The organism is Haloarcula mannanilytica, assembly GCF_005406125.1.
In the GTDB taxonomy this organism is placed as follows: domain Archaea; phylum Halobacteriota; class Halobacteria; order Halobacteriales; family Haloarculaceae; genus Haloarcula; species Haloarcula mannanilytica.
Map to the genome: position 1 here is coordinate 42,691 of NZ_BIXZ01000010.1, position 22,430 is coordinate 65,120.

The following is a 22,430-nucleotide window of genomic DNA, read 5'->3' on the forward strand; positions in this document are numbered from 1 at the left end:
ATCCATCGCGACGGCCAGCCAGTCACGGCGCCGCTCGGTTTGCGGTTCGCAGAGCGGGTCCATATCGAATCGATCCCGCGCCATGTCGCCGGCGCGATCTACGAAGCACACCATTCCTATATGGACGATGTCCCCCGGACGAATCTCGTCCATCACGGACTCTGTTACCAGAACCAGCTACTAGGTGCGATTACGTGGCGCTATCCGCTGATTCGCTCGCTGGAGTACGAGGGGGCGCGATTCGAGGGCGACGAAATCGTCGAGGCAGCACGGATTTGCATCGGTGTCGATTTCCCCAATCTCGCCTCTGCCGCCCTCGCCCAGTCGATGGAACGGTTCGTGCGTCGGCACGGCCAGCGACGAGGCGTTCGGCTCCTGCTGACGTTCGTGCGAGCCGACTTCGACGGCTCGATGATCAAAGCGCTCAGAGACAAGGGCTGGCACTGTGCCGGTAAAACAGAGCCGGGTCAGGCTGGCAACCGACCAGACAAGCAGATCCGAGAGCAGCCGAAGTGGCGGTTTCTCTGCGAAGTCTCATCTGAATCAGACCGGGAACAGGCGCCACTCAATCGGTGGTCATGACGACTGTCCCACGCGGCGGTCTTCAAGGAACTGTTGCATCCGTTCGAGTGCTGCCTGTGCCTCCGCACGGTTCTCTTGTAAGTTCGACACGGTCGGCTCCGGGAGCCCCAATTCATCGGCCAAGAGAACCAGCCGGTCAAGGAGCGTGATTTCTAGTCGCTCGTTGATCATCCCGATACTGATTACGTCGAGATCTCGGAGGTCGTCGTCTTCGACATCGAGGACAAATTGATCTTTCTCCGCGAGCAGCCCCTCCATAATTGGACTGCCCTGTTCGCGCGGTTCCATATCGAGCGTCGCGAAGATAGCCTCAATCCGGTCGATCTGGTCGACCGTATCACCTTCGTGGCCGCCGAAGATGGCCCGAACCTCGTCGCTCGCTGCGGCGGCAGCAAGATCGCTATGAAGATCGAGGATTTCGATTTCGGCGTGATAGAGTTTCTGGAGTTCCCGATCGAAGAGTTCCCGCTTGGATGTGATGGACATCTCTATCAGACCTCCTCCGAATCGTCCTCGAGCAATTGATCGCGCAGACAGTCTTGCACGACGTCGGTATCGACAGCCCCACTCTCCATCAGGAGGTAGAGGCTGCCGGCGGACATCGGCTCGTCCGAGTGGAGGTCCTCAAGGAGCTCCGGGATTCCCACATCTGTGGCTTCAATATCCAGGGATACCGAATCGACAAGCAGACCATCCCGATGGCCGGCTCGTCGAAGCGCTGCCGTGAACAGCCGCTCAGGAACCGTCCCCTGCGACACCTGCCCGTCGCGCATCAAGGTGGCGATGCCCACCGTCCGGAGAAGAAACGCGAGGCCGTCGCGAACGCCCGCCTGGAGATCTTCATCCGCATTCTGCCACTGCTGCCCCCCATCCACTACTTCACCGAAAATTTCGCGCCACTCGTCGTCGTCCAACTCGTCGAGCAAAATCGAAAAATCCAGCATAGAGTTGTAGACGCGCTCACGGATATCTCGCCGGCGCTGATAGCGCTGCTGCTTCGCGTGTTGTCCGTCGTACACCTTCTCACCGGTCAACCACCGACGGTCTTCGGTGGTGAGCATCGCGTTCTTGCGGCCGGTCATATACCCCTCGATGAGTGACAGCAGTAAAAACCCGTCCGAAAGTAAATCGGAGATACTACACGACTAGAGAAATATTATTTACCCCGTGGCGAGATAGCCGTCTATGAGTCGTATCGTGTCTCGGTTGGAACCACCTGCCACCAGCGGCACTACGGGGGTGTTCAGAAACGGTGACTGACGTCGAAGCAGCCAGTGCTGTAGATGACTACAGCGGACGATCGAGCCCTGCAAAACTCGTCGAGATTGCGCGCTACTTCCTGTTCATCGGTATCGTCGGATTCGGCGGGCCACTTGTCCACATCGCCATGATGGAGGACGATCTGGTCGGTGAAGACTCACGAGGATGGACTGATGAGTCGATCTTCATGGAGGGGCTGGCGATCTGCAACATGCTCCCCGGACCGGCGTCGACGCAGCTCGGCATCTTCATGGGGTGGATTCGCGCCGGTAATCCGGGAGCGATCGTCGCCGGCTTCTTCTTTATGCTCCCGACGTTCATCCTCGTGGTCTTCTTCTCGTGGCTGTACTTCGCGTATCAGACATTGCCAGCTGTCGAAGCCGCCTTCTACGGAATCAATCCGGTCGTCATCGGACTCATCGTCGGTGCCGCCTACTCGATGGCTCAGAGCGCCCTTGCTGACGGGCAGTCACACGCCGAGTTTGACATCGGGTCGGATACCTGGTCGGTGGACTTCCTGCTGGTAGCACTACTGGTTGCCGCGACCGTCGCGACAGCCACACTGAATCCGAACCCCGTCCTCGAGTTCATTGTTGCTGGACTCATCGCTGTCGCGCTCTATCGGTCGGACTGGGTGCGGGCGAATGTGAAACGAATCGCCGCTGCCGGCGTCGTAACAGCCATCGTCGGTGGCCTGTACGCGCTCCGAAATCGCGTACTCGACCTGGTAGGCCCTCGAGTTCGGGCGGCGATCGAGGCCAGTCCGCTCTGGGGACTCGCGCTCGGTCTCTGGGCGAATCCGTGGGTGAAGCTGTTCCTGTTTATGATCTATACAGGGTCATTCATCTACGGTGGCGGACTCGTCCTCATCCCGTTCATCGAAAAGTACGTCGTCAACGAGTTCGCGTGGTTGACTGCACGGGAGTTCGTCGACGGCATCGCCATCGGCCAGCTATCCCCCGGTCCCGTCGTGATGACGACGGCGTTTGTCGGCTACAAGTTGTTGCTAGACGTTTCCGGCGGTGTCGTGTGGATTGCGATTCTCGGAGCGCTGGTCGCCACGATTGGCGCGTTCGGCCCATCCTTCGTTTTCATCATGGGCTTCTTCCCGTATTTTGCGCGAGTCCGAGAGAACGACATCATTCAGACGGCGCTAACGGGTGTCAACGCTGCTGTCGTCGGTGCGATCCTCGGCGCGACCGTCACACTCGCGGCAGAGTCGTTCGTCGACGTCTTCACCGTCGCCCTCGCCGTCGTGACGTTCGGGCTGTTCGTCCGCGGGACGCACGCCGCATACCTGATTCTCGGCGGCGGCGGAGTCGGCATGACATGGTACTTCCTCGTCCTATGAGTCAGGCACCGCCAATCAGGTACGGAAACGCAAGCACGCAATTGAGTTCAGCAGGATTCCGAGTATGAGTCAGGAGCAAGTCACGGTTGAGACGGACGAATCGGGACCGCTAGACACATTCCGGCAGTTCTTCGCGTTGAAGCGAGACGTACTGGTGCTGTCGCTGGCGATGTTCGCCTTTAGTCTCGGTTTCCAGATGACTAGTCGGTTTCTCCCCAAGTACATGGTCGCGCTTGGCGCATCTGGGTTCGTGGTCGGTCTGTTCGGGACTGTCGGGAACATCATTTCAGCTGTGTTTCCGTATCCGGGCGGGGCTATTTCGGACCGCATCGGATCCCGCTACGCACTGACCCTCTTCGGGTTGATTTCGACGCTCGGCTTCGGTGTCTGGTTGGTCGCGCCGAATCTCGGAGCGTTCGCCGTCGCCGGCGTGACGATCCAGCCGTGGATCTGGATCTTCGTCGGCCTGCTGCTTGCGCAGGGGTGGAAGTCATTCGGACTCGGAGCGACGTTTGCAGTCGTCAAGCAGGCGACCGACCCCTCACAGCTGGCCGCAGGCTTCGCCAGTACGGAGACATTCCGCCGGACGGCGTTCCTCATCGGGCCGGTGCTTGCGGCCGTCCTCATCGGCTTCCATCCGGACTTCACAGTGAGCTTCCAGTACGTGCTCGCGGTAGCGGTCGTCTTCGGTATCGTCGGAACGGTCGCCCAGCACCTCCTTTACGATGCCAGTGAGGACTCCCTCGGTAATTCGTTCGAGGGGGTCGCCCAGATCAGACACGACCTGCGGAATATGCCTGCCCCACTCCGTCCACTGTTGGTCGGAGATACGCTCGTCCGGTTCGCTAACGGGATGGTGTACGTCTTCTTCGTGCTGGTGATCACCCAGTTCTACCAGGTCGGCTTCGAGACGACTGTTTCGCTGGCTAGCTTCTCGTATGCGATCGATCTCTCACCAGAGGCATTCTTCGGGTATCTGCTGGGTGTGGAGATGCTGATCGCGCTGTTGATCATGGCGCCAGCAGCGAAAATCGCTGAGCGGGTCGGCCTCAAGCCGATTGTCGCGCTGGGGTTCGCAGTGTACGCGTTGTTTCCGGTCGTCCTAATCGGCGGGCCAGAGGTCCTTGCTCCGGTGATGCCGCTGCAGTGGGCGATGGTCCTCATTTTCGCGTTCTCCGGGCTGCGGTTCGCGGGGCTGCCCTCCCACAAAGCGTTGATCGTCGGCCCTGCTGAAGCTGGCGCCGCCGGACGCGTCACCGGGACCTACTATCTCCTCAGGAACACCGTCGTCATTCCGAGTGCTGCGCTGGGCGGCTACCTGTGGGAGTTCGTCAGTCCGGAAATTGCATTCACGATCGCAGCAGCTATCGGCGTCGTCGGAACGGGGTATTTCCTCGCCTTTGGGAAAGAGTTCGAAGCCTACGTCTGAACTCGTCTTGTCTTCTTCTCAACTGTGAGTGAAAACCAGACATCGGGAAGACGTTTAACCAACAGAGCGGTGGTTTCATCGATATGTTGGTTAACGTGGTGTTGTTTTTGCGCCCGGGAGAGGGGCGCAGGGCGCGAGACGAGGCAGGCGGCCGTCGATGAGCGTTCCTGCGTCGAGGTGACTGCGATGAAAGACCCAGAGTCCAGAACCATCTTCGCCGGCGTCGATGGACGTACCGACACCGAACTACCAGAGTGGTACCGAGAGCGACACGGGGATGCAGACCCTGTGACCTTCGCCGAGGCGATTCGCGATCTTCCGCAGGCCGTCGGCAGGTTGAGAGTTTATAACGCATTACGGAGGAACCGCGGAGGGAGGTGACGGAGCTTTGACCGACCATATTTGTGACTACTGTGGCGAGTCGTTTGCAACCTCCAACGAATTGGGCGGCCACGTAACCGCTGCCCATCGTCGCGACCAGATCGTAACGGACGCAGACCTAATTCTCGACGATATTCGGCGTGTTGCAGACGAATTAGGAAAGCCGCCGACAGCGAAGGAGATGAGCGAGCATGGTGAATACTCCCAGCGCGTCTGCCAGAACAAATTCGGGAGTTGGAATGAGGCGCTTCATGAGGCTGGCTACGTTCCAAATCGGAAATTCCGACTCACTGATCAGGATCTACTGGATGAAATCGACCGCCTTGCAGAGAAGTTCGGTCGCCCACCATCGAGCGGTGAAATTAATCAAGTGGGAAAGTATCACAAGTGTACGTATCTCGAACGATTCGGCGGGTGGGAAGAGGCACTCAACGAAGCAGGCTATCTGCAACCGAGATCGTATCAAGACTCCACGGAGATCCCCTACGGACCGAATTGGCTTGAGCAGCGGCAACGAGCCTTAGAACGGGATGACTTCGAGTGTCAAACGCCCTGGTGCGATGTAACCCAAATAGAGCATCAAGATCAGGTCGGGAAGGAACTCTACGTTCATCACATTATTCCGCGGAACTTTTTCTACGGGTCGGACGACCAGTTCGACTACCAGCAGGCCAATGCCCTCTCAAATCTGGTGACTGTCTGTGCGAAACACCATCTAGTGTGGGAGGCTGTCGCTCCACAGCGATTAGATGTGCTAGCCTACGAGAGACAACCTAGGGCGAGCGCCCCCGCGGATCGCGTTTCTCTACCCCCAGAGGGAGGTGAGGGGGACTGACTCCCCTCGTGGTCGCTATGGAAGACATTGAGCCCCATACAGACGAGGATATCCCGATTCCAGAGCGAGACGCAGTAACGCCGAATGAGCGACTCCACTGGCACCTCACAAACGCTCTCGTGAGCGCTGAATCTCCAGAGACGACAGCGCATCTCCGAGAAGCGCTCTCAGTGTACCAAGACCTCCCGCCGACGCCCCTCGTCGAGTGTCCGCTCTGTGGAAAAGTCGGGCTTCCGGAGCGGATTCGTACCCACGAGTGCCAGTAGCCGCTGTAGCGTCGTTTTTTGCGCCATAATGGGTGGAGGCGCAGATCAGAACGCATCGCGCCTTCGGAGGATGTTATGAAAGACCCAGAGACAGCGACGGTCTTCGCAGGACTCGATGGGAGAACTGACACCGAACTACCCGAGTGGTACGCCGAGCAACATGGCGAACCCGATCCGATCAGCTTCAGTGCGGCGATTCGAGAGCTTCCACAGGCAGTCGACACGGCAGTCGCGTATCGCAATCCATACACCGACGAGTGGGTCGAGACGGAGCGGTTCAACGCAATCGTCGAGCCGTCCCGGTTACAAGCAGAAGCAGGCGGCGACACCGGGACGGAGTCACTATTTCACATCCCGACTGACTCGTACTCGATCATCAACCCGGTCGACGTCTACGGGCCGCTGGAGGAGGTCCTCCGCGAGGAGACCATCGACGGAACGTCGCTGGGTGACGTGATGTTCGGCGAAATCCGGCGTTACCGGGGTGGCGGCGAGGTCCACATGGATATCATGTTCGACGGCCTCGAGGTGCGCCTCCCCGGCCGGTCGGACCCGATCACGATGGGCGTCACGTCGGGCTACGACTTCTTCGGCGAGCACGCGGTCTACGTCGAGGGCTTCGCTCAGGACGGCTACTGTTTGAACACGATGCGCTCGCTCACCGACAAGGAGGTCATCAAGCACGTCGGCGACGTGCGGAACTTCCGAACCTGGTGGGAGGAGCTCCTCGCACAGGTCGAACTCGTCGCCGACGACCTCTTCGAGTTCATCCGGGACGCCCAGGACATCGACCTCGACTTCTCGGAGCTTCCGTTCACCGTCACGGAGTTCTACACCCTGCTGGGCTTCCCGGACTACCTGGCCGAACGCGCCGCGAGCGATGCGGAGGCCAACGCAGCCTCTCCCGTCGAGATCGACATGTGGACGCTGCATTCCGGCGCGACGTACGCGCTGACCCACTTCTTCCAGGGCAAGGAAGGCGCGTCGCTGGACGGCTACGTCCGGACGGCCAACGACATTCTGTTCAATCCGGAGGGCACCATCAAGCGCGTCGAACGGGCCTATGAAGAGCAGCTGGAGGCGGACGGCGACAACGGGACACAGGCGTCTCTCGCCGGCGAACGGGCGCTCGCGAGCATCGAGCGGGTCAGCGACGACCTACAGGAGAAGGTCGATCAGTTCGAGGAGCGCGAGGATGCACTCCGCGAGCGGTTCCAAGAGGCGATGGCCTGAAGCCGCGACGATGAGCTAGTCGTCTGGTCTGTTTTCTCTCCCTCAAGAGGTGGAGGGCGATCAAGATGGAGAACTCCACGGACAGCGATGGGAGTGACGACAACTTCCCACCCGAGAAGCGCCTTGAAGCACCGAATTATCGACTAATCGAGGCCGGAATCGCGACGATCCCCGACATGGAGACACTCCGAGAGTGCGTTGCGTACGAGAACGCACACCAGAACCGGACCCAGATTTTGCGTCGCCTCCAGTGGAAAGCCGAAGAGTTGCGTGAGAGTGAGGAGTAGCGACCTGTCTTAACCAACTGTCGGAGCAAGGCACCATCCTGTGTTGGTTAACGTCGAGTAGATCCCGTTTTTCGGGCCCCGGAAGGGGCGCGGGGCGGCCAGCAGCGGCCTCGCGAGGTCAGTCGTTACAGAGACACGAGCACTGACATTCAAATACCAAGCCGGGACCAAACTGAGTGACTCAATCACCTCACAAATCATGGGCAACAAGCTGTATTCAAACAAAGAACTCCTCAATCGCCTCCAGCAATTCGCTTCAGAGCTTGGTCGACCCCCATCACTGAATGAGATGAATGCGTCCGGACCGCATGCTGCAAAGACATACACGGACCGGTTCGGCTCGTGGAATAAAGCCCTCAAGACTGCCGGACTTGAGACCGGCACAAACGAACCAAACGGGAGACCGGCGACACGGAAAGATGATCTGCTAGAGGATCTCAAGTCTGTTGCCGAAACCGTCGGAGAGGCACCATCTGAGCGGAGCTACAGCGATCACGGAGAGTATTCGGTGAAAACATACTGTAAGCGGTTCGGCGGCTGGAATTCGGCGCTCCGGGCAGCTGATCTCGAATCCAACGTTGAGCTGAATCTTTCTGAAGAAAAACTCATTACCGCGTTACAAGAGTTCGCTGAGGAACTGGACCGACCACCCACGACAGACGAGATGGATCAAGATGGGCCGTACACAACGGGCCCATACAAGCGGGTCTTCGGACATTGGAATCAAGCTCTTCGGCAGGCTGGGTTGGAGGTTAACTATCCACGGAATGTGAGTGAGGAGGATCTACTCTCTGAACTCCAGAGATTAGCCCAAGAGCTGGGACATATCCCCCGGCGAGATGAGATGCGAGATCAGGGAAAATGGGGTGGAGCAATCTACCAGGATCGATTCGGCTCTTGGAACGAGGCTCTGGCAGCCGCTGGCTTCGAGCCAAATTCCCGGTGGCGAATTCCACGGGAAGAGTTGATAGCCGAACTACGAGCCCTTACGAATGAACTGGGCCATCCGCCGACAACAACTGAAATGAACGAACACGGGAACTTCACAATCGATCCGTATCACCGCGAATTTGGAGGTTGGCGAACGGCACTTCAGGCGGCTGATCCAGATTACCTAGAAAACTACCGCCAATCAGATACTGAGACAATTCCGTTTGGTTCGGGTTGGTCACAGATTCGTGAAGAAATTATTGCGCGTGACAACGAAGCTTGTCTTCGCTGCGGTATGAGTCGCGAAGCTCACCGTGAGAGGTTCGGGCGTGACCTCCCAGTTCACCACCGGATTCCCCGACGACGATTCTACAATCACCCAGACCGGTCAGTGGAGGAGTCAAACGTTCCGAGTAACCTCCTGACACTCTGTATTCCGTGCCATCGGCGTCTCGAACGGATGCCAGTTCAACCAGTGGTTGAGTAATATTTGACCTTGATGGAAAGCTCGGTAGGCGATAGGTCGTGGACTGCGTACTGAGTACACTGCGCATACATAATGACGGTAACGAGGATGTAGACGTGGTCTATACGTACAGGCGACGTCGCTTCATTGCTCAGCAAGCCTCTCAAGTAAGGGTTTGACGGCTTCTTGGTCTGATTTCCAGTCGTCTTCAGACCGGATGACATACTTTTGTTGGCGCTTCCAACGGTCTCCATTCTGTTTCCAGAGATAAATACCGATCTCGCGCCCACTAAATCCGTTATACAGCACCACAGCTTTCCACCACTCGCTCGATTTGAAGATAGTCCTGCCCTCAAGAACTTCTAACTGCTCGTGAGTTGGGAATTCGTCAGGCATTGGCTTCACCCTCAAGTTTCTCAACGACGCGGTTGGCGGTCAACTCCGCGATCAGGGCTGCAGATCCTTGGGAGGTATCGTCCATCTCTTTTAGCAATTCTTTGAAGTTGACTTGATCCTGGAGTTCACGGGCCTTTTCCGCGAGTTCTTCTTGATCCTCACGACTCATCGATCCCAACTCTTCAATCGTTGTGCCCCAGCTCGGGATGCGGGGCCGAGGGTCGTGATAGGCGTCCAGAAGATGATTGAGATAGCCGTCCCACGTGGAATTGTCAGGCTTTGAATTGATTAGACGTTCGTGTGTGTCCGGACTGACTTTGATGTTTTTACGGTCTGCCATTGTATCCCATCTGTATCCCAGAGTGGAGGCTACAAGTAATTTGGGATAATATTGTATCCCAAGTTCAGCCAGTGGGACATAGAATCGATTAGCCAATTAGATTCTCCCAGATAGGGTACGGCCTTCGCTCAGCACAACCACCGTATTTTTGACCTCGTTTGTGTCAGTTTTCTCCACATAGCGTCTACTTGCCGCCAGTGTAAGGGAGGAGGGCCATCTACTCACTATGAAGCCAGGAACCGTCGCGCAGAACCCCTTTAGCGGGTGAGCGACTACACAGGGTAATGGACGAGTCGCCCGCAGCACAGTCGCAATCTCGCATCTACACGGCGCCGCGAACGGATGTCTCGCAGAATCAGGGCAAGTTCCGGATTCACTTCAATTTCCCCGGCCACGCCGTTCCCGACCACGACGACCACGGCTACGGCCCGCTGGCGACCGTCGTGGAGTCGTTCATGGACCCCGGAACCCTGATTCGGATGCACCAGCACCGCAACGAGGAGATCATCTCGTGGGTCCCCGAGGGCGTGATGCGCCACGACGACCGTCAGGGCAACCAGCTGGTCACCGATTTCGATCACCTAATGGTGATGAACGCTGGTAGCGGCTTCTGGCACGCTGAGGAGACCCTCGCGGACGACCCGCCCCTGCGGATGCTCCAGATATTCGTGCGGCCGCATAGCCTCGACCTCGAGCCCGGCATCCAGCACGAGCCGATCCCGAACCCGGTCGCCGGCGAGTGGCGCCACCTGTTCGGGCCCGAGGGGAGCGAGGCCCCGCTATCCGTTCGGAATGACGTCGACTGCTACGACTGCCGGCTCACGGACGGGGCAACGACGACGCTCCCGTCCCGACCGGGCCGGCACACCTACCTATATGTCTTCGATGGCGCCGTCGAGATCGGGGATGAACCGGTCGGGTACACTGAGAGCGCCCTCGTGACCGGCGACGACGTGGCCGTTACTGCAACCGAGGACGCCACAATCGTCGCGTTCAGCATCAATCCCGACGCGCCGGTCACGCGCCAGGGGACCATCGGCCGCTGAGACACCGGTGTACCGACTGTGAGTTGTTTTTCGCCCCCCTGAGAGGGTGAGGGCTTCAGCCGAAGTCCTCGCAATCAGGTGATTCCCGTGAGCCAACAACAGTCACCGAGAGATGTCTCGATCGACGACATTCCTGTCGATATCGACAACACGCAATCAGCGGAGGTCGATCCCGCCGACGTCCCGGCCGAAATCGAATCCATCACCCGTGGGCTCGCCGGTGAGCAGCCGCCGACGAATCCCATAGTGGTTCTCAAGGCGGCCCGGTGGTGGTACATTCACGGCAAGGGCGGCACGGATCCCGCCTTCCAGTGGGCCATCGAGTGGGCGCGTCATCTTGCGACCGACACGCCCAGTGACGTCGAGCGGTTCGACGAGTTCCTCGAGTACCTCGTCACGGTCGGCTTTGCAGACGAACGCCACGAGCTCCGCTGACCGACAGCGCGGTTTTTTGAACGCCCCTGAGGGGTGCGGCGCGGTCTGAACAGACGCAGTCGCCGTGAACTTGATTCGGTGAACACAATGGCTACGACTAGTAACTCGTCGGTCTCCTTCGAGGAGACCGACACGCGAGACGACGAGATGAACAGTACGATCGAACAGTGGATCGATGAACTTGTCGCCGGCGTCGACGACGCGCAGGCTAGCGAGGAGTTCCAGGAGTGGCTCGACGTCCAGAGTCGCTTCCACGACTACTCCTACCGGAACACGCTCCTCATCAAGCAGCAGTGCCCCGAGGCGAGCCGGGTGGCGGGCTACCGGACGTGGCAAGAGGAGTTCGACCGGCACGTCAAGGAGGGCGAGTCGGCCATCTGGATCTGGGCGCCGATCATCACCAAACAGTGCCCGGAATGCGAGAACTCGCCGAGCTACCATGAGGACAGTGACTGTGAGTACGACGAGACGCCGCCCGAGGAGTGGTCCGAGGGCCTGGTCGGGTTCAAGCCCGCACCGGTGTTCGATGTCTCCCAGACCGAGGGCGAGCCACTTCCCGACTTAGACACGGAAGCGACCGGCGACGCCGGCGACCTCGTCGAACGGTTGACTGCCGCCGCTGATGAGCTCGGCGTGACGGTGCGAATTGTTCCAGCCGAGGAGTGGACGCACGGCGAGGCGAAGGGCATCTGCGAGCAGCTGAGTCTCGTCGATATGCAGCCGCGTGTCGAGGTGCGTGATCGGGAGAACGACGCTGATCTCGCCCGGACGCTGGTTCACGAGTACGCGCACGCCCTGCTCCACTTCGACGTCGACGACGATACGGAGCGGTCGAAACGCGAAGTCGAGGCCGAAGCCGTCGCGTACGTCGTCGGGCGGTACTGCGGGCTCGACACCAGTGGGTCAGCGTTCTACCTCGCAGCCTGGGAGTCGGACAATCCCGAGGTCGTTCGCGAGCGGCTCGGACGGATTAGTTCAACAGCAGAAGAGCTCATCGACGTGCTCGAAGGCGAATCCTCGTCCCAACCCAGTTAACCAACAGGGTGATGGATTCCTTCCGCTCTGTTGGTTAAGTTTTTTCTGCGCCCGCCGAGGGGCGGAGGCGCATTCAGATCTCCGTCGAATGATGACTGAACCAAATCTCACGACGGTCCTTGAGGAAGCCGAGCACGTTGCCGAGCAGCACGACCAGGTCGCTCGAACGACAGACAACCAAGCTCACGAGTACCTCCGATACGCCGTCCTCCGGGTGCTTGAAGGCGAGGCGAATCACCTCCCAGCAGACTGGACGCCGATCGACGGCGTGACCGTCGGTTACGGCAGCGACGACGCGATGTTCGACAGTTGGAGCGCCAGCGAAGACTGGTGGGAGACCGTCCCGCCGCAGGAGGCGTGTACCCGCTTCCGGGTGTTCTTCCCGGACGACCACCAGACGGTCCCCCGGGTCATCGTCGACGTGATGGCCACGCTCGGTGCCTGGCGCGTCTGGACCGGGAGCGCAGCCGCGTGCGGCTCCTACGACCATCGCGAGCGCCGCGAAGTCCACTACCTGTGGCCGGAAGGCCATCCGGTCGAGGAAGTGCTCCACGAGCGGCTCAGGGGGCCTGCGGAAGCCCTCGCTCCCGACGGTGGCCGAACGGGCGATGTTCGCGACCGACTGGTCGTCGACGAGAACGCACAGTTGGAGGACGATCTTGAGCCCCGCACGAAGCGTGCCGTCGCCGAAGCGATGGACGTCTCACTCCTCTCGAAGGGTGGCCGCTACGAGGTACAGTCTGCGTCCGGGAACCGGTACGAAGTCGACGTCATCGACGAATCGTGTACCTGTCCTGACTGGCAGCAACGTTCACCCGAAGGCGGCTGCAAGCACCTGCGCCGCGTCGATCACGAGATCAAACGGGGCCGCGTTCCCCGACCAGACGGCCGCCTTCCCTCCCCGTAGTCGTGGTCAGACTACTCCACGGGACGGACTGTGTCGCCATCCCGACGGACCCGGTCGAACGTTGAGAGATACGCAATCCGGTCGTAAACCTCCTCGTCATCCAGCTCCAGTTCCGCGGCCAGTTCGTCGACGGTCATCGGTTCATCGAGTGCCTGGAGGACTTCGAGCCCCCGGTAGTACCTATTCGTGAGCTCTTGGACGTGGCCCTCGATCGGCGTGGTCACTCCGTACCGCTCCTCGAGTTCGACCAGGGCCTCGTTCGCGAACGTGGCGAACTGATCGTCACCTAGGCGTTCGATCTGGGCTTCGAGCTCAGCCTGGACGACGTCGTAATCGAGGCCGGCCTGCACGAGCATATTCATGTCCTCGATGTCGTCGTCGCGGCCTGCGATCGCCTTGAACAGGAAGATATCCTCGTTGCTGACCAGCCGGACCGTCAGTCGATCCGTGTCGAGGAACTGCTCGCTGCGCTGTTGCATCCCGTCGGTGAGCACGAGCTTGTTCGCGACCTGCTGGTTGAAGATGTCGAGGCGACACCCATCGTCGTTCTCGACGCAGCTCGTCGCGCCAAGCGCCCGGTAATCTGGATCCAGCGACTGGACCTCCGCATACCCGAGGTCCATCAGGACCGCCCACAGCTGACCGTACGCGTCGCCATCTGGGACGACCAGGTCGATATCTTTCGTCGCCCCCTTGAGGTCGCGCAGCGACATCGCGCCACCACCGATCAGGTAGACCGTGAGCGGTTCAGATAGCCCGTTCCCGATTCGCTGGAATTCGTTCTCGATGTACTCGCGTCCGAATGTTGGTCTCATTGTGGTAGTGGCACCTCGTAGTCAGCCGCCAGTTTCTGAAACTCGTCCCACTCCGGGAGCCGGTCGTCGTCGACCTCGCCGTGCGTCTCGAGGTAGCGGAGCAGGGCGCCGATTTCGTCTTCGAGACCATACTTCGCCGCCTGCTCTCGGAGGTCCGCCTCGTCGACGTCGACGTGGCTGAGCAGGAGGAGACAGTACGAGCGGTGGCGGCTGCCGTCGTCGATCAGTAGTGTGTGACAGCAAAGTTCCGCCGGTGAGACTGCGTCGAGATCCTCGGAGTAGAAGTAGTAGCGGTGGCCGGTGAGTAGGAACTGGAGGTCATAGGCTGCAAATCGAGCGAGGCCGGTTTCGTGGAACGCCTCCGCGTCGATCTCCGTCTCGGTCTGGGTGAGGAATTCGTCGTAGTCTTCCCAGAGAATCGTGCCCTTCGGGGCGACGGCTTCGAGGCGCTGGCGATGTAGATGGTGTGCGAGTTCACGGGCGAACTCGTGGAGGCGGTCGAAGTCGGCGTTGAAGTCATAGTGACCGTCGGCTGTCCCGACGAGACCTCGGTCGCGAAGCCGCTTGAGGACGCGGTTAACCGTGTTGCGGTAGTTGTCGCTCCGGTCGGCGAGCTCGGAGACGGTTCGCGGCTGGTCGAGGTAGTACAGCACCTCGAGTGCCTTGCCGGTCAGCAGCTCGGGGAACTCGATGTGGGAGTGCTGGCGGACGAGGTCCTGATAGAGTTCGACGGCGCGAGCATCCGACGGGACGACTCGTTTTCGCCGGCCGTCGCGTTCCGTGTAGACGAGCCCCCTCTCGACGAGGTCGGCGACGGCACGAGAGAGGTAGCTCTCGCTGTGGTCGAGCTTCGCCGCGAGTTCGGAGATCGTGTCGCCGCGGTCGACCGTGGCGAGGACCTCGAGTTCGATGCGCCGGAGCACGGTGTAACATAGTAAGAAACTTACATATAAAGAAGTTTCGAGTAGTGTTACAGACAGAGAAGAACAAGAGCTTGCTCCATCGTCTTAACCAACAAAACTATGGGAAGAGAGACCGTGTTGGTTAACACGGAGAGAGTCGATGTCCTACGAACCACCGTCCCCACCGGCGAACCTCCCGGCGGAGCTCGTCAACACGCTCAACGAAGCCACATCGGAGCATCTTCGGGACGTTGCCAGCTACGCCGAGGCGTTGGCCGAATACAAGGAGCGTGAAGCTCGTCTCGAGGAGGAAGCGGACGACGCCGACGTCGAGGAGCGCCCCGATGACCTCCCAGACGACGTGCCGGCCAAGGCGACGATCACGATCAAGGAGATCAACGACAACCGCTACTACTACTGGCAGTGGCGGGAAGGCGATTCGGTGACGTCGAAGTACAAAGGGCCGGTGAATCCCGACGAGTAGACGAGATGGAACTGTAGCCTGATGTTCGTTTCAATGTGATTCGTAGCGTAGCAGATGACACCCCCCAGAGTGTGAATGGGATTGATTTACCCGACACCCCTCGGTGTGAATGGGCTACCAACCGTCGCTCTCTGAGGAGGTTTCTCGTCGAAAGAACCCATAGAAACACATGGATAGATTACGCCTCGTTTACCCCCACACCCCTCAGTGTGAATGGTCCACCACCCAAGGTACCGCGATTAAGAAGCCCTTAACACCAGAAGTCCTCACGCCGTAGGGCGGGTTCTCGCCTCAGTGGCGAAGCTTCGGCTTCGGTACAAGGCCTCGCCTTTCAAAATACGTCTACTCGGAGGGCTGTTTCAACTGCAGTATAATAAAGATAACTACAACTGCGGTGCGGTGCAGTAGCGGAGCGGGTCAGCTACCGTGGCAGAACGTGTAAGCCGCTCTCCGTCCATGATAGGTCCTCAGACGGACGACACAGCTTCTACGGGTCGAGTCCGGCTCCGTCTTTACAACAGTCGTGACCTATGGGGGACCATTCACACCGAGGGGTGGGGGTGTCACCATCCCATCAACGTCTGGAGTTCCGGCGTCGAGTTGATCAGTCCAGTTCGTGTACTCTCGACGTCTCCTTGGAGCGAATACGACCTGAACTTCCCCTGATCTCCACCTTCCTTCTTTTTCGATTCGAGAACTCCTGTCGTCACGTGTTTGTTCAGAAGCTCAAGCGCACGATTATACCCCTTGGGCTCTACTTCGACATCCCGTGCTACTGTTTGGTATACCTCGTGAATCTCTGACGTCCGGAACCATTCTTTCTCCGGGTTATTCCGGTCAAGACGTGTGAGAGCGAACAGGAGTAATTTCCCGGACAACGGAGTCCCTTTCACCATCTCCATAAAGAGTTCAACTTCGACGAGTTCGTCAGCCTCGAGAACGTGATCCGCGGTCACGATATCGTCGCCTTCTTCGTCGGCGATCTCGCCCGCATTCCGGAACAATCGGACTGCGCGTCGAGCGTCTCCGTGTTCTTCAGCTGCGAGTTCAGCTGTAGTTGGAATCACCTCGTCATCAAGGACACCGTCGTAAAATGCGTCCCGTCGATTTTCGAGGATTGCGATGAGCTGGTCTTCTTCGTACGGTGTGAACGTTCGGTGTTCTGGCTGGAGAGTCGATTGAACCCGTGATTCGATTTCTCCTTTGAATTCGATGTCGTTCGAAATCCCGATTGTTACGACTGGGAAGTCAACGTCGTCTTTTGATTGTGTCCGGGATAGCGTGTAGAGGACTTCGTTGACTTCTCCGTGCTTGTCGATTTCATCGATGATGACGACAAGACCGCCAGAGAACTCCCTCTGAACAACGGGCCACAATTTCCGATCCCGATAATGTTCAGCTGAGAGACCTTGATAAGGGACATCGAGCGGGTTCTCTGCTTTCGCGTTCACCTGCTCTGCGATCTTTCGGAAAGTGGAGGTATACGTAGAGATGGGGTCCGGGTTAATGTAGGCAGTAACGATCGGGGAGTCCGTTCCTTCGGTTGCTGCTTCGAGCCGCTCACAGACGTGTCTTGCAACTAGTGTCTTCCCCGTCCCGGTTTCGCCCCACTCCAAGACGTTATCCGGGACGCTATTTGTCCGCATCTTTCGGAGATTCTTGGCCAGGAACGTGATATGGTCGTCTCGTCCGACAATTCGATTGGCGTCAGGAACGTTATCGATCTCGAGCAACCACGGTTTCTCAAAAATATCCGATTCGTCTTCCTCATCCCCTTCATCGACGTTTAAAATCTCGTCGACGGTTGTTTGCGTGGAATCGTCGTTTGGCATGAGCGGACCAATTCGCCCCATTCACATATAGGTTGTCCACCCTCGGTGTGATTGATTAACCTCCATTCACACTCCGGGGGGTGTTCCATTGAGCAAGGCCCCCCCAGAGTGTGAATGGGATCAACCTCGTCGCCCACTTGTGGTTTGCTCGTCTCAAGTGCCATCTGAGACTACTCATCCGTTCCGGGCTGCTGTAAACTCCGTCAGCTCCACCTCTCGTGTCTCTGCGAGTCTCCGTCGAATGTCTGTACGATCCCACCCGAGGGGCAACAGTACGCTCTCAACCGCTCTGACCAGCTGCGTCTCGTAGTAGGTAGCGTCGTAGGTCTCGATCTCCTCGTGCGCGAGGGCGACCCGGTCTCGCGAGGATTTCTCGTCGTCGACGACTACGTACTCGATATCTTGGCCCGGGTGGACTGCCAGGTCCTGCTCGCGAGCTCGCTTCAAAGCCGCCACGTTCTGGGTATTCTGTGAGTAGCCTTCCAAGGGCTTGGAGACACGATTCCGTTCGACGAGCCGCTCTACTGCTACGTTGCCCGCCTGCAGTTCGTCGATTGCTCGTTCGAGACGTCCGAGCACCGCGTCCGGTGACCGCGTAGCATCGAGCCGGTCGAGACAGTCCCGCTGGATGTCCTCGATGAACGGCGGGGTTGAGCGTTGCCGAGCTTCGATACCGCGTATCTTGAAGTCGTCGTCGCCGGCGACCTTCCCGAAGTACTTCGTCAACGCCCCGGCGTCGCTCTCGCGCTGCGGGACGAACGCGACCCAGCCGTAGTGGGCTTCGTGTTCGAGCCGAATCTCGACGGTCTCCGTGATCTCTGTCGCAAGCGCCTCGAGGTCCTCGCGATCCTCGTCGTCGACGTCAGGATCGGGCGTCACCCAGATGGAGTCGACAATACCATGGACGACGCGCCAACCGCCGGCTTCCAGCTGCTGTTTCGCAGTCAGCAGAATTTCGCGAGCATACGCGTTGATCGCCTCGTGACACTCGATGCGACCGAACTTCGCATTGCTGAACCCCTGATACCCGAAGCAGGCGACGAGGATCCACTTCAGCGCACCTGACCGCCCTTCGAGTTCGGCCAGTCGGTCCTCGTCGGGGTCGTCTCGCTCTTTCTCGCGACGGATGGCCGCCTTGATCTCGTCACGAGCGTCGATGATGGGTTGGAGGACGTCGACGAGATAGCCGCGGTCGTCGCAGATCGAGTACCCGAGGCCGGGAACATCCTCGCGGTCGTCGTGGCAGTCACATCGAATGACGTCGGGTGAGACGTTTCGCGTACAGATGATGTTCGGGTACAGCGAGGAGAAGTCGAGCTCGTGGACGTTCTCGTGGACGCCGACCTCGGGCACGAAGATGAAGCCGCCACGGTCGGCGTCGTGGAGCGTCCCCATCGGCTTGTAGCACTCGTGGCGCCAGGAGTTCCACGGTACGAGGACACCACGTTCGTGGGCTTCACAGATCTGGATCGCCGTCAGCACGTTCCCGATCGACGCCCACGCGAGCTCCTGAACGGGCTTTTTCGAGCGCGACACGAGGTCGAGGACGCCGTCGAGGTTCGTCTCCCCGTAGAAGAACGTGTTCGACTCGTCGATGATCGCCCGCCCGGGGACGTTGTACCGTGCCGGCGAGTGACCGACGCGACCGTAGCTTGCGTAGGTCGACGCACCGGCGAGTTGCTGATAATCGACGTCCGGCCACCGACTCAGCGAGAAATCGTCGACGCCGGAGTCCGTCGCCATCTCGTACAGCGTCGGGATAATCTCACTCGTCGAACAGACCAAGATGTCCGGATTGTGCTTTTCGAGCGCTGCTTGCACGGCATTCAAGAGCTCTGTCGGCGAGCCAGTTACAGTATTGCCGGCCACCGTCAGTTCTTCATAGATGTCGTTGCTCGTTTCGGTCACCGGAACGCTGAGCCGGAGCGTCGACAGTTCGCTGGCTGGCGTCGGATCGGCGCCGGTCTCCAGACAGTACCGGAACTCTCGCGAGAAGTCGACGTTGAAACAGGCGATATCCCCGACTGGATAGGCCGACAGCTGACGCGCTTGCCGGGCGAGTGGAGTGACGCGGTCGATGTGGACGACGTCGACGGCGAGGACGGCCTCCTCGTCCCGTCGAAAGCCCGGCCGTCGCGCAACCATCTCGGTCGCGACGACATCTGGGTGCTGGTCGTACACCGACTGGAATGTCGTGAGGTCGAGGTCGGACGCTGGGTCGCGAGCGGCGACGTAGAAGCGTGGGGTGTAGTCATCGCGCTCGGTCGCGACGGTGCCGTCGGCGGTTGCCTCCCACTCCAGGACGCGGCCGTCGTCCAGAAAGTCGATACTGAACGGCATCGTCACGGGTTCGCGTCCGGTGGGGCACTCTCTTGATCATCGCGTGCTGCGACCGCAGCTTCGAGCTCCTCGAGGCGTTCCTCGTGGTCGTCGAGGCGGGCCTCCTGTTCGAGATCGATGCTGAGCAGCGCCGGCAGCAGCGGATTTTGGTGGTTCAACAGCCCGCTCGCGTCGGCGTGCTCGCGGGCGTACTCGAACAGCCGGTCGAAGCGCGGCTGGTCGCGACGCCGCAGTGCCCGGCGGAACTCCGCCCACCGCTCTTCGATGGCCCGGAGCGCATCCCGGTACGTCGGGTTTGTGCGCCCCATCGCTATCGGCCTCCTGTCCCGGTCGCGGTCCACGCATCGAGCAAGGGATTCGCGGTGGCCGTCACAGTCTCACCGTCAGCGGTGACGCCCGTCCCGACACCCTCCGGCGTCGGCGTTGACGGCGCCGGTGTCGTCGGTTCCACGCCGACCTGCGTGGCGCGTGCCGCGAGCAGCTGCCGCCAGTACGCGAACGTCGTCTGGTAGTACGCGCCGTCGTCAACGGGATAGACGAGCGTCTCGAAGTCCTCACCGACGACCCGTGGCCCCATCCGCGTCTGCTCGCACTCGAGGTGGTGGTCGGCGACCGTCGCGACTGGCTCGGTGAATTCGTTTCGTTCGTTTCGCGTAACGAGTACCGGGATATCGTACCCCTCGGCGTAGGTCGCCAGCCGGGCGAGAGTTCGAGCCTGGAGAGTTTTCGCGTGGGTCTCGCTGAGGGTATCGTCGGCGCGGTACTGGGCGTCGACGGCCGGCGCGACGATGAGGGCGGGTGTATGGGGCGACGTGCCCTCGTCACGACTTGGTGCCCCTCGACCGGTCGCCCCGGCGTCGGTGGTGGACATCTGGATTGACTTGTTCACTGCCGTCGGAAGATCACAGACAGCGCCGTAGTGCTGGTAGGCGGTGAATCCGCGTGCCACGTGGATTCGGTTGAGCAACCGTTGACTGGGCGCGATCTGAGCGAGTGTCGTCGTCGTCGCGTGTCCGTTTGCGTCGACCCAGAAGGCGGGTCCGTCGTGCAGGAGGAGATGGTCGAGCACGAGCGACTGCAGGATCGGGACACCGCGGCCTCCCTCGACGTCGAGCAGCGTGATGCCGTCGCCGAGTGACGGCAACAACATCTCGTTCGTAGCTGGATCGGCCTGGTCAGCGAGGGACCGATTGCGGTCAGCACCCCGAGTTGGCTGGTCCACCGCTAATCGGTTCGACGTTGTGTGTTCTCCCATATTCGATTAGAGGTCAACGTTCCCGATAAGCCGCGGCGTGTCGCTTCCGCGTTTCAGGGAACTCGACTTGATCCCCTCCAATCCCGGTACAGTCCCGAGTAGTCTCCGTTTGGATCCTGTTTCCGAGAATAGTTCCTGAATCCAGCGTTCTCCGTGTTAACCAACAACCGCCCGATTGACGCCGGCGTGTTGGTTAAACCTCCACAGCTGTAGTCTCGAGCCTGACTGCTCGGAATGTTAATGCTCAACGCCACGTTGGAAGAGGTGCTCTATGAGCTACCCACGAACCCACGTCGACCACCGAAACCCCGATCACCACGAGTCAATGCACCCAACTCGAAATATCGTGAATGCCCACGTTGTTGCCGGGGAATTTCTCACTTCGCGGTACCACGAGGCGCTTCAAACTGTTCTCCATCCCCTCGGCGAGTCTTTGGACACCAAAGACCAACATGCGCTCAACGACCTTGGCATCGTCCATGCTACTGGTTCCTTGAACGAGCTATCCCCGATCGTTCGCACATACGTCAAACTCGAGGAGTATTGGACACGCACCCATCGTACTGCGCTCAACGAACTATTCGCTGATCGACGTGCTCACGTCCTGAGTTGCTGTACGCGGTTCCTTTCTGAGTTCCCTCGACACACTCTTGAAGCCGAATCCGGCCGTTCCGGAACTGCGCTGGATACTACCCTTGCTCCGCTTCTTGAGTGCGGATTTCTCTCACACACAGATGATGAGAAAACCCCATACTCTGTTGATGAACACCACGCGCTATATCGACCGACTGAACGGCTCTTCGACGCACTTCTTGAACAAGCAGCTGTTCTCTGTGAGCTTCTGCCGCCGACCGAGCTCTAATCGACGATTCAGAGCCGTTCACATTTCCAGATACGTTGAAGACTCTCCCGGCCGGACCCGGATGTATGTGTGGCCGGAACTCGCTCTTCATCGACCAAGCAGACCTCGAGGCCCGCTTCGACGCCGAGGTCGTCGCTGACGGCGGGTATACACCCCGATACAACATCGCGCCTGGCGACGACCTCCACATCATCACGAACGAGGCTCAAGACGAGATCGACGTCTACCACTGGGGGCTGATTCCGTTCTGGGCGGACAAGCCCGAGGAGGGCATCATCAACGCTCGCTCCGAGACTGCCGACGAGAAACGCGTCTTCGAGCGGGCGTGGGAATCACGTCCCTGCCTTGTCCCCTCGTCAGGGTTCTACGAGTGGAAATCGCCGAACGGCGGGTCGAAACAGCCCTATCGGATTTACCGGGAGGACGACCCCGCATTCGCGATGGCTGGGCTCTGGGATGTCTGGGAGGGCGACGACGAGACGATCTCGTGCGTCACGATTCTCACGACGGAGCCGAACGACTTGATGAACTCAATCCACGACCGGATGCCGGTCGTCCTCCCGCAGGACGCGGAATCCGACTGGCTCGCCGCAGATCCGGCCACCCGAAAGGAACTGTGCCAGCCGTATCCGAAGGACGATCTGGACGTCTACGAAATCTCGACGCGGGTCAACAACCCCGGCAACGACGATCCCCAGGTCATCGAGCCGCTGGACCACGAGCAATCGGGCCTCGGCGAGTTCAGTTCGGGATAGTTGACG

The 22,430-nt window shown here is 59.6% G+C and carries 26 protein-coding genes; 16 read left to right on the forward strand and 10 right to left on the reverse strand.

The features are described from left to right. Positions 1 to 120 precede the first annotated feature (120 nt). Positions 121 to 582 carry a hypothetical protein gene (locus Harman_RS18490; protein WP_137685179.1) on the forward strand — a complete coding sequence of 154 codons (462 nt, stop codon included), beginning with the start codon at positions 121 to 123 and terminating at the stop codon, positions 580 to 582. On the opposite strand, the gene Harman_RS18495 is transcribed toward Harman_RS18490, so the two are convergent. After that, positions 577 to 1,068 (reverse strand): ferritin-like domain-containing protein, encoded by a 492-nt coding sequence (locus tag Harman_RS18495; RefSeq protein WP_137685180.1) that lies wholly within the window; start codon positions 1,066 to 1,068, stop codon positions 577 to 579. The genes Harman_RS18490 and Harman_RS18495 overlap by 6 nt on opposite strands. A 5-nt stretch (positions 1,069 to 1,073) precedes the next feature. Next, positions 1,074 to 1,664: a hypothetical protein gene (locus Harman_RS18500; protein ID WP_137685181.1), complete on the reverse strand. Its 591-nt coding sequence runs from the start codon at positions 1,662 to 1,664 to the stop codon at positions 1,074 to 1,076. A gap of 170 nt (positions 1,665 to 1,834) precedes the next feature. Here Harman_RS18500 and chrA point away from each other — a divergent pair, with 170 nt between their 5' ends. The 8 genes from chrA (at position 1,835) to Harman_RS18540 (ending at position 9,041) form a co-directional block, all read left to right on the forward strand. Beyond that, complete coding sequence (chrA, locus tag Harman_RS18505; RefSeq protein ID WP_137685182.1) at positions 1,835 to 3,193, forward strand: chromate efflux transporter; 1,359 nt, start codon at positions 1,835 to 1,837, stop codon at positions 3,191 to 3,193. A 64-nt stretch (positions 3,194 to 3,257) separates the two neighbouring features. Beyond that, positions 3,258 to 4,622 (forward strand): MFS transporter, encoded by a 1,365-nt coding sequence (locus Harman_RS18510; protein WP_137685183.1) that lies wholly within the window; start codon positions 3,258 to 3,260, stop codon positions 4,620 to 4,622. 186 nt (positions 4,623 to 4,808) lie between these two features. Continuing rightward, positions 4,809 to 5,003 carry a hypothetical protein gene (locus tag Harman_RS18515; protein WP_137685184.1) on the forward strand — a complete coding sequence of 65 codons (195 nt, stop codon included), beginning with the start codon at positions 4,809 to 4,811 and terminating at the stop codon, positions 5,001 to 5,003. A gap of 7 nt (positions 5,004 to 5,010) precedes the next feature. After that, complete coding sequence (locus Harman_RS18520; protein WP_137685185.1) at positions 5,011 to 5,838, forward strand: homing endonuclease associated repeat-containing protein; 828 nt, start codon at positions 5,011 to 5,013, stop codon at positions 5,836 to 5,838. A gap of 17 nt (positions 5,839 to 5,855) precedes the next feature. Further along, the gene (locus Harman_RS18525; protein ID WP_200830997.1) at positions 5,856 to 6,104 is read left to right on the forward strand and encodes a hypothetical protein; all 249 of its coding nucleotides are present in this window, start codon (positions 5,856 to 5,858) and stop codon (positions 6,102 to 6,104) included. A gap of 75 nt (positions 6,105 to 6,179) precedes the next feature. Next, positions 6,180 to 7,337, forward strand: a complete 1,158-nt coding sequence (locus tag Harman_RS18530; RefSeq protein WP_137685186.1) for a dihydrodipicolinate synthase family protein — start codon at positions 6,180 to 6,182, stop codon at positions 7,335 to 7,337. Between the two features lie 65 nt (positions 7,338 to 7,402). Beyond that, positions 7,403 to 7,624 (forward strand): hypothetical protein, encoded by a 222-nt coding sequence (locus tag Harman_RS18535; protein WP_137685187.1) that lies wholly within the window; start codon positions 7,403 to 7,405, stop codon positions 7,622 to 7,624. Between the two features lie 199 nt (positions 7,625 to 7,823). After that, positions 7,824 to 9,041 carry a homing endonuclease associated repeat-containing protein gene (locus tag Harman_RS18540; protein WP_137685188.1) on the forward strand — a complete coding sequence of 406 codons (1,218 nt, stop codon included), beginning with the start codon at positions 7,824 to 7,826 and terminating at the stop codon, positions 9,039 to 9,041. A gap of 123 nt (positions 9,042 to 9,164) precedes the next feature. Here Harman_RS18540 and Harman_RS18545 read toward each other — a convergent pair whose 3' ends face one another. Further along, entirely contained in the window at positions 9,165 to 9,416 is a 252-nt protein-coding gene (locus tag Harman_RS18545) for a hypothetical protein (protein WP_137685189.1), read from the reverse strand. Then, on the reverse strand, positions 9,409 to 9,756 hold the full coding sequence (locus Harman_RS18550) for a hypothetical protein (protein ID WP_137685190.1): 348 nt from the start codon (positions 9,754 to 9,756) through the stop codon (positions 9,409 to 9,411). The genes Harman_RS18545 and Harman_RS18550 overlap by 8 nt, the downstream gene beginning before the upstream one ends. 284 nt (positions 9,757 to 10,040) lie before the next feature. On the opposite strand from Harman_RS18550, the gene Harman_RS18555 reads away from it, so the two are divergent. From Harman_RS18555 to Harman_RS18570, 4 genes are all read left to right on the forward strand, one after another. Next, entirely contained in the window at positions 10,041 to 10,802 is a 762-nt protein-coding gene (locus Harman_RS18555) for a pirin family protein (RefSeq protein ID WP_137685191.1), read from the forward strand. Positions 10,803 to 10,889: 87 nt separating this feature from the next. Beyond that, positions 10,890 to 11,237: a hypothetical protein gene (locus Harman_RS18560; RefSeq protein WP_137685192.1), complete on the forward strand. Its 348-nt coding sequence runs from the start codon at positions 10,890 to 10,892 to the stop codon at positions 11,235 to 11,237. An 87-nt stretch (positions 11,238 to 11,324) separates the two neighbouring features. Then, entirely contained in the window at positions 11,325 to 12,272 is a 948-nt protein-coding gene (locus tag Harman_RS18565; protein WP_137685193.1) for an ArdC-like ssDNA-binding domain-containing protein, read from the forward strand. Positions 12,273 to 12,363: 91 nt separating this feature from the next. After that, complete coding sequence (locus Harman_RS18570) at positions 12,364 to 13,179, forward strand: hypothetical protein (protein WP_137685194.1); 816 nt, start codon at positions 12,364 to 12,366, stop codon at positions 13,177 to 13,179. An 11-nt stretch (positions 13,180 to 13,190) separates the two neighbouring features. On the opposite strand, the gene Harman_RS18575 is transcribed toward Harman_RS18570, so the two are convergent. After that, the gene (locus tag Harman_RS18575; RefSeq protein WP_137685195.1) at positions 13,191 to 13,994 is read right to left on the reverse strand and encodes a DUF6036 family nucleotidyltransferase; all 804 of its coding nucleotides are present in this window, start codon (positions 13,992 to 13,994) and stop codon (positions 13,191 to 13,193) included. Continuing rightward, positions 13,991 to 14,917: a MarR family transcriptional regulator gene (locus Harman_RS18580; RefSeq protein ID WP_137685196.1), complete on the reverse strand. Its 927-nt coding sequence runs from the start codon at positions 14,915 to 14,917 to the stop codon at positions 13,991 to 13,993. Before Harman_RS18580 ends, Harman_RS18575 begins: the two co-directional genes overlap by 4 nt. A 139-nt stretch (positions 14,918 to 15,056) precedes the next feature. Here Harman_RS18580 and Harman_RS18585 point away from each other — a divergent pair, with 139 nt between their 5' ends. Next, the gene (locus tag Harman_RS18585) at positions 15,057 to 15,380 is read left to right on the forward strand and encodes a hypothetical protein (RefSeq protein ID WP_137685197.1); all 324 of its coding nucleotides are present in this window, start codon (positions 15,057 to 15,059) and stop codon (positions 15,378 to 15,380) included. Positions 15,381 to 15,943: 563 nt separating this feature from the next. On the opposite strand, the gene Harman_RS18590 is transcribed toward Harman_RS18585, so the two are convergent. The 4 genes from Harman_RS18590 to Harman_RS18605 all read right to left on the reverse strand — a co-directional run bounded on the left by Harman_RS18590 (position 15,944) and on the right by Harman_RS18605 (position 20,807). Further along, a complete protein-coding gene (locus Harman_RS18590; protein WP_137685198.1) occupies positions 15,944 to 17,212 on the reverse strand; it encodes an orc1/cdc6 family replication initiation protein in 1,269 nt (422 codons plus the stop codon). A 174-nt stretch (positions 17,213 to 17,386) separates the two neighbouring features. After that, positions 17,387 to 19,552, reverse strand: a complete 2,166-nt coding sequence (locus tag Harman_RS18595; protein ID WP_200830985.1) for a type B DNA-directed DNA polymerase — start codon at positions 19,550 to 19,552, stop codon at positions 17,387 to 17,389. Between the two features lie 2 nt (positions 19,553 to 19,554). Further along, positions 19,555 to 19,860 (reverse strand): hypothetical protein, encoded by a 306-nt coding sequence (locus Harman_RS18600; protein ID WP_014053335.1) that lies wholly within the window; start codon positions 19,858 to 19,860, stop codon positions 19,555 to 19,557. 2 nt (positions 19,861 to 19,862) lie between these two features. Then, entirely contained in the window at positions 19,863 to 20,807 is a 945-nt protein-coding gene (locus Harman_RS18605; RefSeq protein ID WP_394347832.1) for a hypothetical protein, read from the reverse strand. Between the two features lie 271 nt (positions 20,808 to 21,078). On the opposite strand from Harman_RS18605, the gene Harman_RS21670 reads away from it, so the two are divergent. Together Harman_RS21670 and Harman_RS18615 are read left to right on the forward strand one after the other, a co-directional pair. After that, the gene (locus tag Harman_RS21670) at positions 21,079 to 21,669 is read left to right on the forward strand and encodes a hypothetical protein (RefSeq protein WP_200830987.1); all 591 of its coding nucleotides are present in this window, start codon (positions 21,079 to 21,081) and stop codon (positions 21,667 to 21,669) included. Between the two features lie 65 nt (positions 21,670 to 21,734). Next, entirely contained in the window at positions 21,735 to 22,424 is a 690-nt protein-coding gene (locus tag Harman_RS18615; RefSeq protein WP_137685200.1) for an SOS response-associated peptidase, read from the forward strand. The last annotated feature ends 6 nt before the right edge of the window (positions 22,425 to 22,430 follow it).

What these genes read in the sequence shown, in the direction of transcription:
- Harman_RS18495 (WP_137685180.1), bottom strand. Translation starts at nt 1,068, where the DNA reads ATGTCCATCACATCCAAGCGGGAACTCTTCGATCGGGAACTCCAGAAA.
- Harman_RS21670 (WP_200830987.1), top strand. Translation starts at nt 21,079, where the DNA reads ATGAGCTACCCACGAACCCACGTCGACCACCGAAACCCCGATCACCAC.
- Harman_RS18570 (WP_137685194.1), top strand. Translation starts at nt 12,364, where the DNA reads ATGACTGAACCAAATCTCACGACGGTCCTTGAGGAAGCCGAGCACGTT.
- Harman_RS18550 (WP_137685190.1), bottom strand. Translation starts at nt 9,756, where the DNA reads ATGGCAGACCGTAAAAACATCAAAGTCAGTCCGGACACACACGAACGT.
- Harman_RS18600 (WP_014053335.1), bottom strand. Translation starts at nt 19,860, where the DNA reads ATGGGGCGCACAAACCCGACGTACCGGGATGCGCTCCGGGCCATCGAA.
- Harman_RS18585 (WP_137685197.1), top strand. Translation starts at nt 15,057, where the DNA reads ATGTCCTACGAACCACCGTCCCCACCGGCGAACCTCCCGGCGGAGCTC.
- Harman_RS18595 (WP_200830985.1), bottom strand. Translation starts at nt 19,552, where the DNA reads ATGCCGTTCAGTATCGACTTTCTGGACGACGGCCGCGTCCTGGAGTGG.
- Harman_RS18590 (WP_137685198.1), bottom strand. Translation starts at nt 17,212, where the DNA reads ATGCCAAACGACGATTCCACGCAAACAACCGTCGACGAGATTTTAAAC.
- Harman_RS18605 (WP_394347832.1), bottom strand. Translation starts at nt 20,807, where the DNA reads ATGGGAGAACACACAACGTCGAACCGATTAGCGGTGGACCAGCCAACT.
- Harman_RS18490 (WP_137685179.1), top strand. Translation starts at nt 121, where the DNA reads ATGGACGATGTCCCCCGGACGAATCTCGTCCATCACGGACTCTGTTAC.
- Harman_RS18615 (WP_137685200.1), top strand. Translation starts at nt 21,735, where the DNA reads ATGTGTGGCCGGAACTCGCTCTTCATCGACCAAGCAGACCTCGAGGCC.
- Harman_RS18530 (WP_137685186.1), top strand. Translation starts at nt 6,180, where the DNA reads ATGAAAGACCCAGAGACAGCGACGGTCTTCGCAGGACTCGATGGGAGA.
- Harman_RS18525 (WP_200830997.1), top strand. Translation starts at nt 5,856, where the DNA reads ATGGAAGACATTGAGCCCCATACAGACGAGGATATCCCGATTCCAGAG.
- Harman_RS18500 (WP_137685181.1), bottom strand. Translation starts at nt 1,664, where the DNA reads ATGACCGGCCGCAAGAACGCGATGCTCACCACCGAAGACCGTCGGTGG.
- Harman_RS18565 (WP_137685193.1), top strand. Translation starts at nt 11,325, where the DNA reads ATGGCTACGACTAGTAACTCGTCGGTCTCCTTCGAGGAGACCGACACG.
- Harman_RS18535 (WP_137685187.1), top strand. Translation starts at nt 7,403, where the DNA reads ATGGAGAACTCCACGGACAGCGATGGGAGTGACGACAACTTCCCACCC.
- Harman_RS18575 (WP_137685195.1), bottom strand. Translation starts at nt 13,994, where the DNA reads ATGAGACCAACATTCGGACGCGAGTACATCGAGAACGAATTCCAGCGA.
- Harman_RS18540 (WP_137685188.1), top strand. Translation starts at nt 7,824, where the DNA reads ATGGGCAACAAGCTGTATTCAAACAAAGAACTCCTCAATCGCCTCCAG.
- Harman_RS18515 (WP_137685184.1), top strand. Translation starts at nt 4,809, where the DNA reads ATGAAAGACCCAGAGTCCAGAACCATCTTCGCCGGCGTCGATGGACGT.
- Harman_RS18555 (WP_137685191.1), top strand. Translation starts at nt 10,041, where the DNA reads ATGGACGAGTCGCCCGCAGCACAGTCGCAATCTCGCATCTACACGGCG.
- Harman_RS18545 (WP_137685189.1), bottom strand. Translation starts at nt 9,416, where the DNA reads ATGCCTGACGAATTCCCAACTCACGAGCAGTTAGAAGTTCTTGAGGGC.
- Harman_RS18510 (WP_137685183.1), top strand. Translation starts at nt 3,258, where the DNA reads ATGAGTCAGGAGCAAGTCACGGTTGAGACGGACGAATCGGGACCGCTA.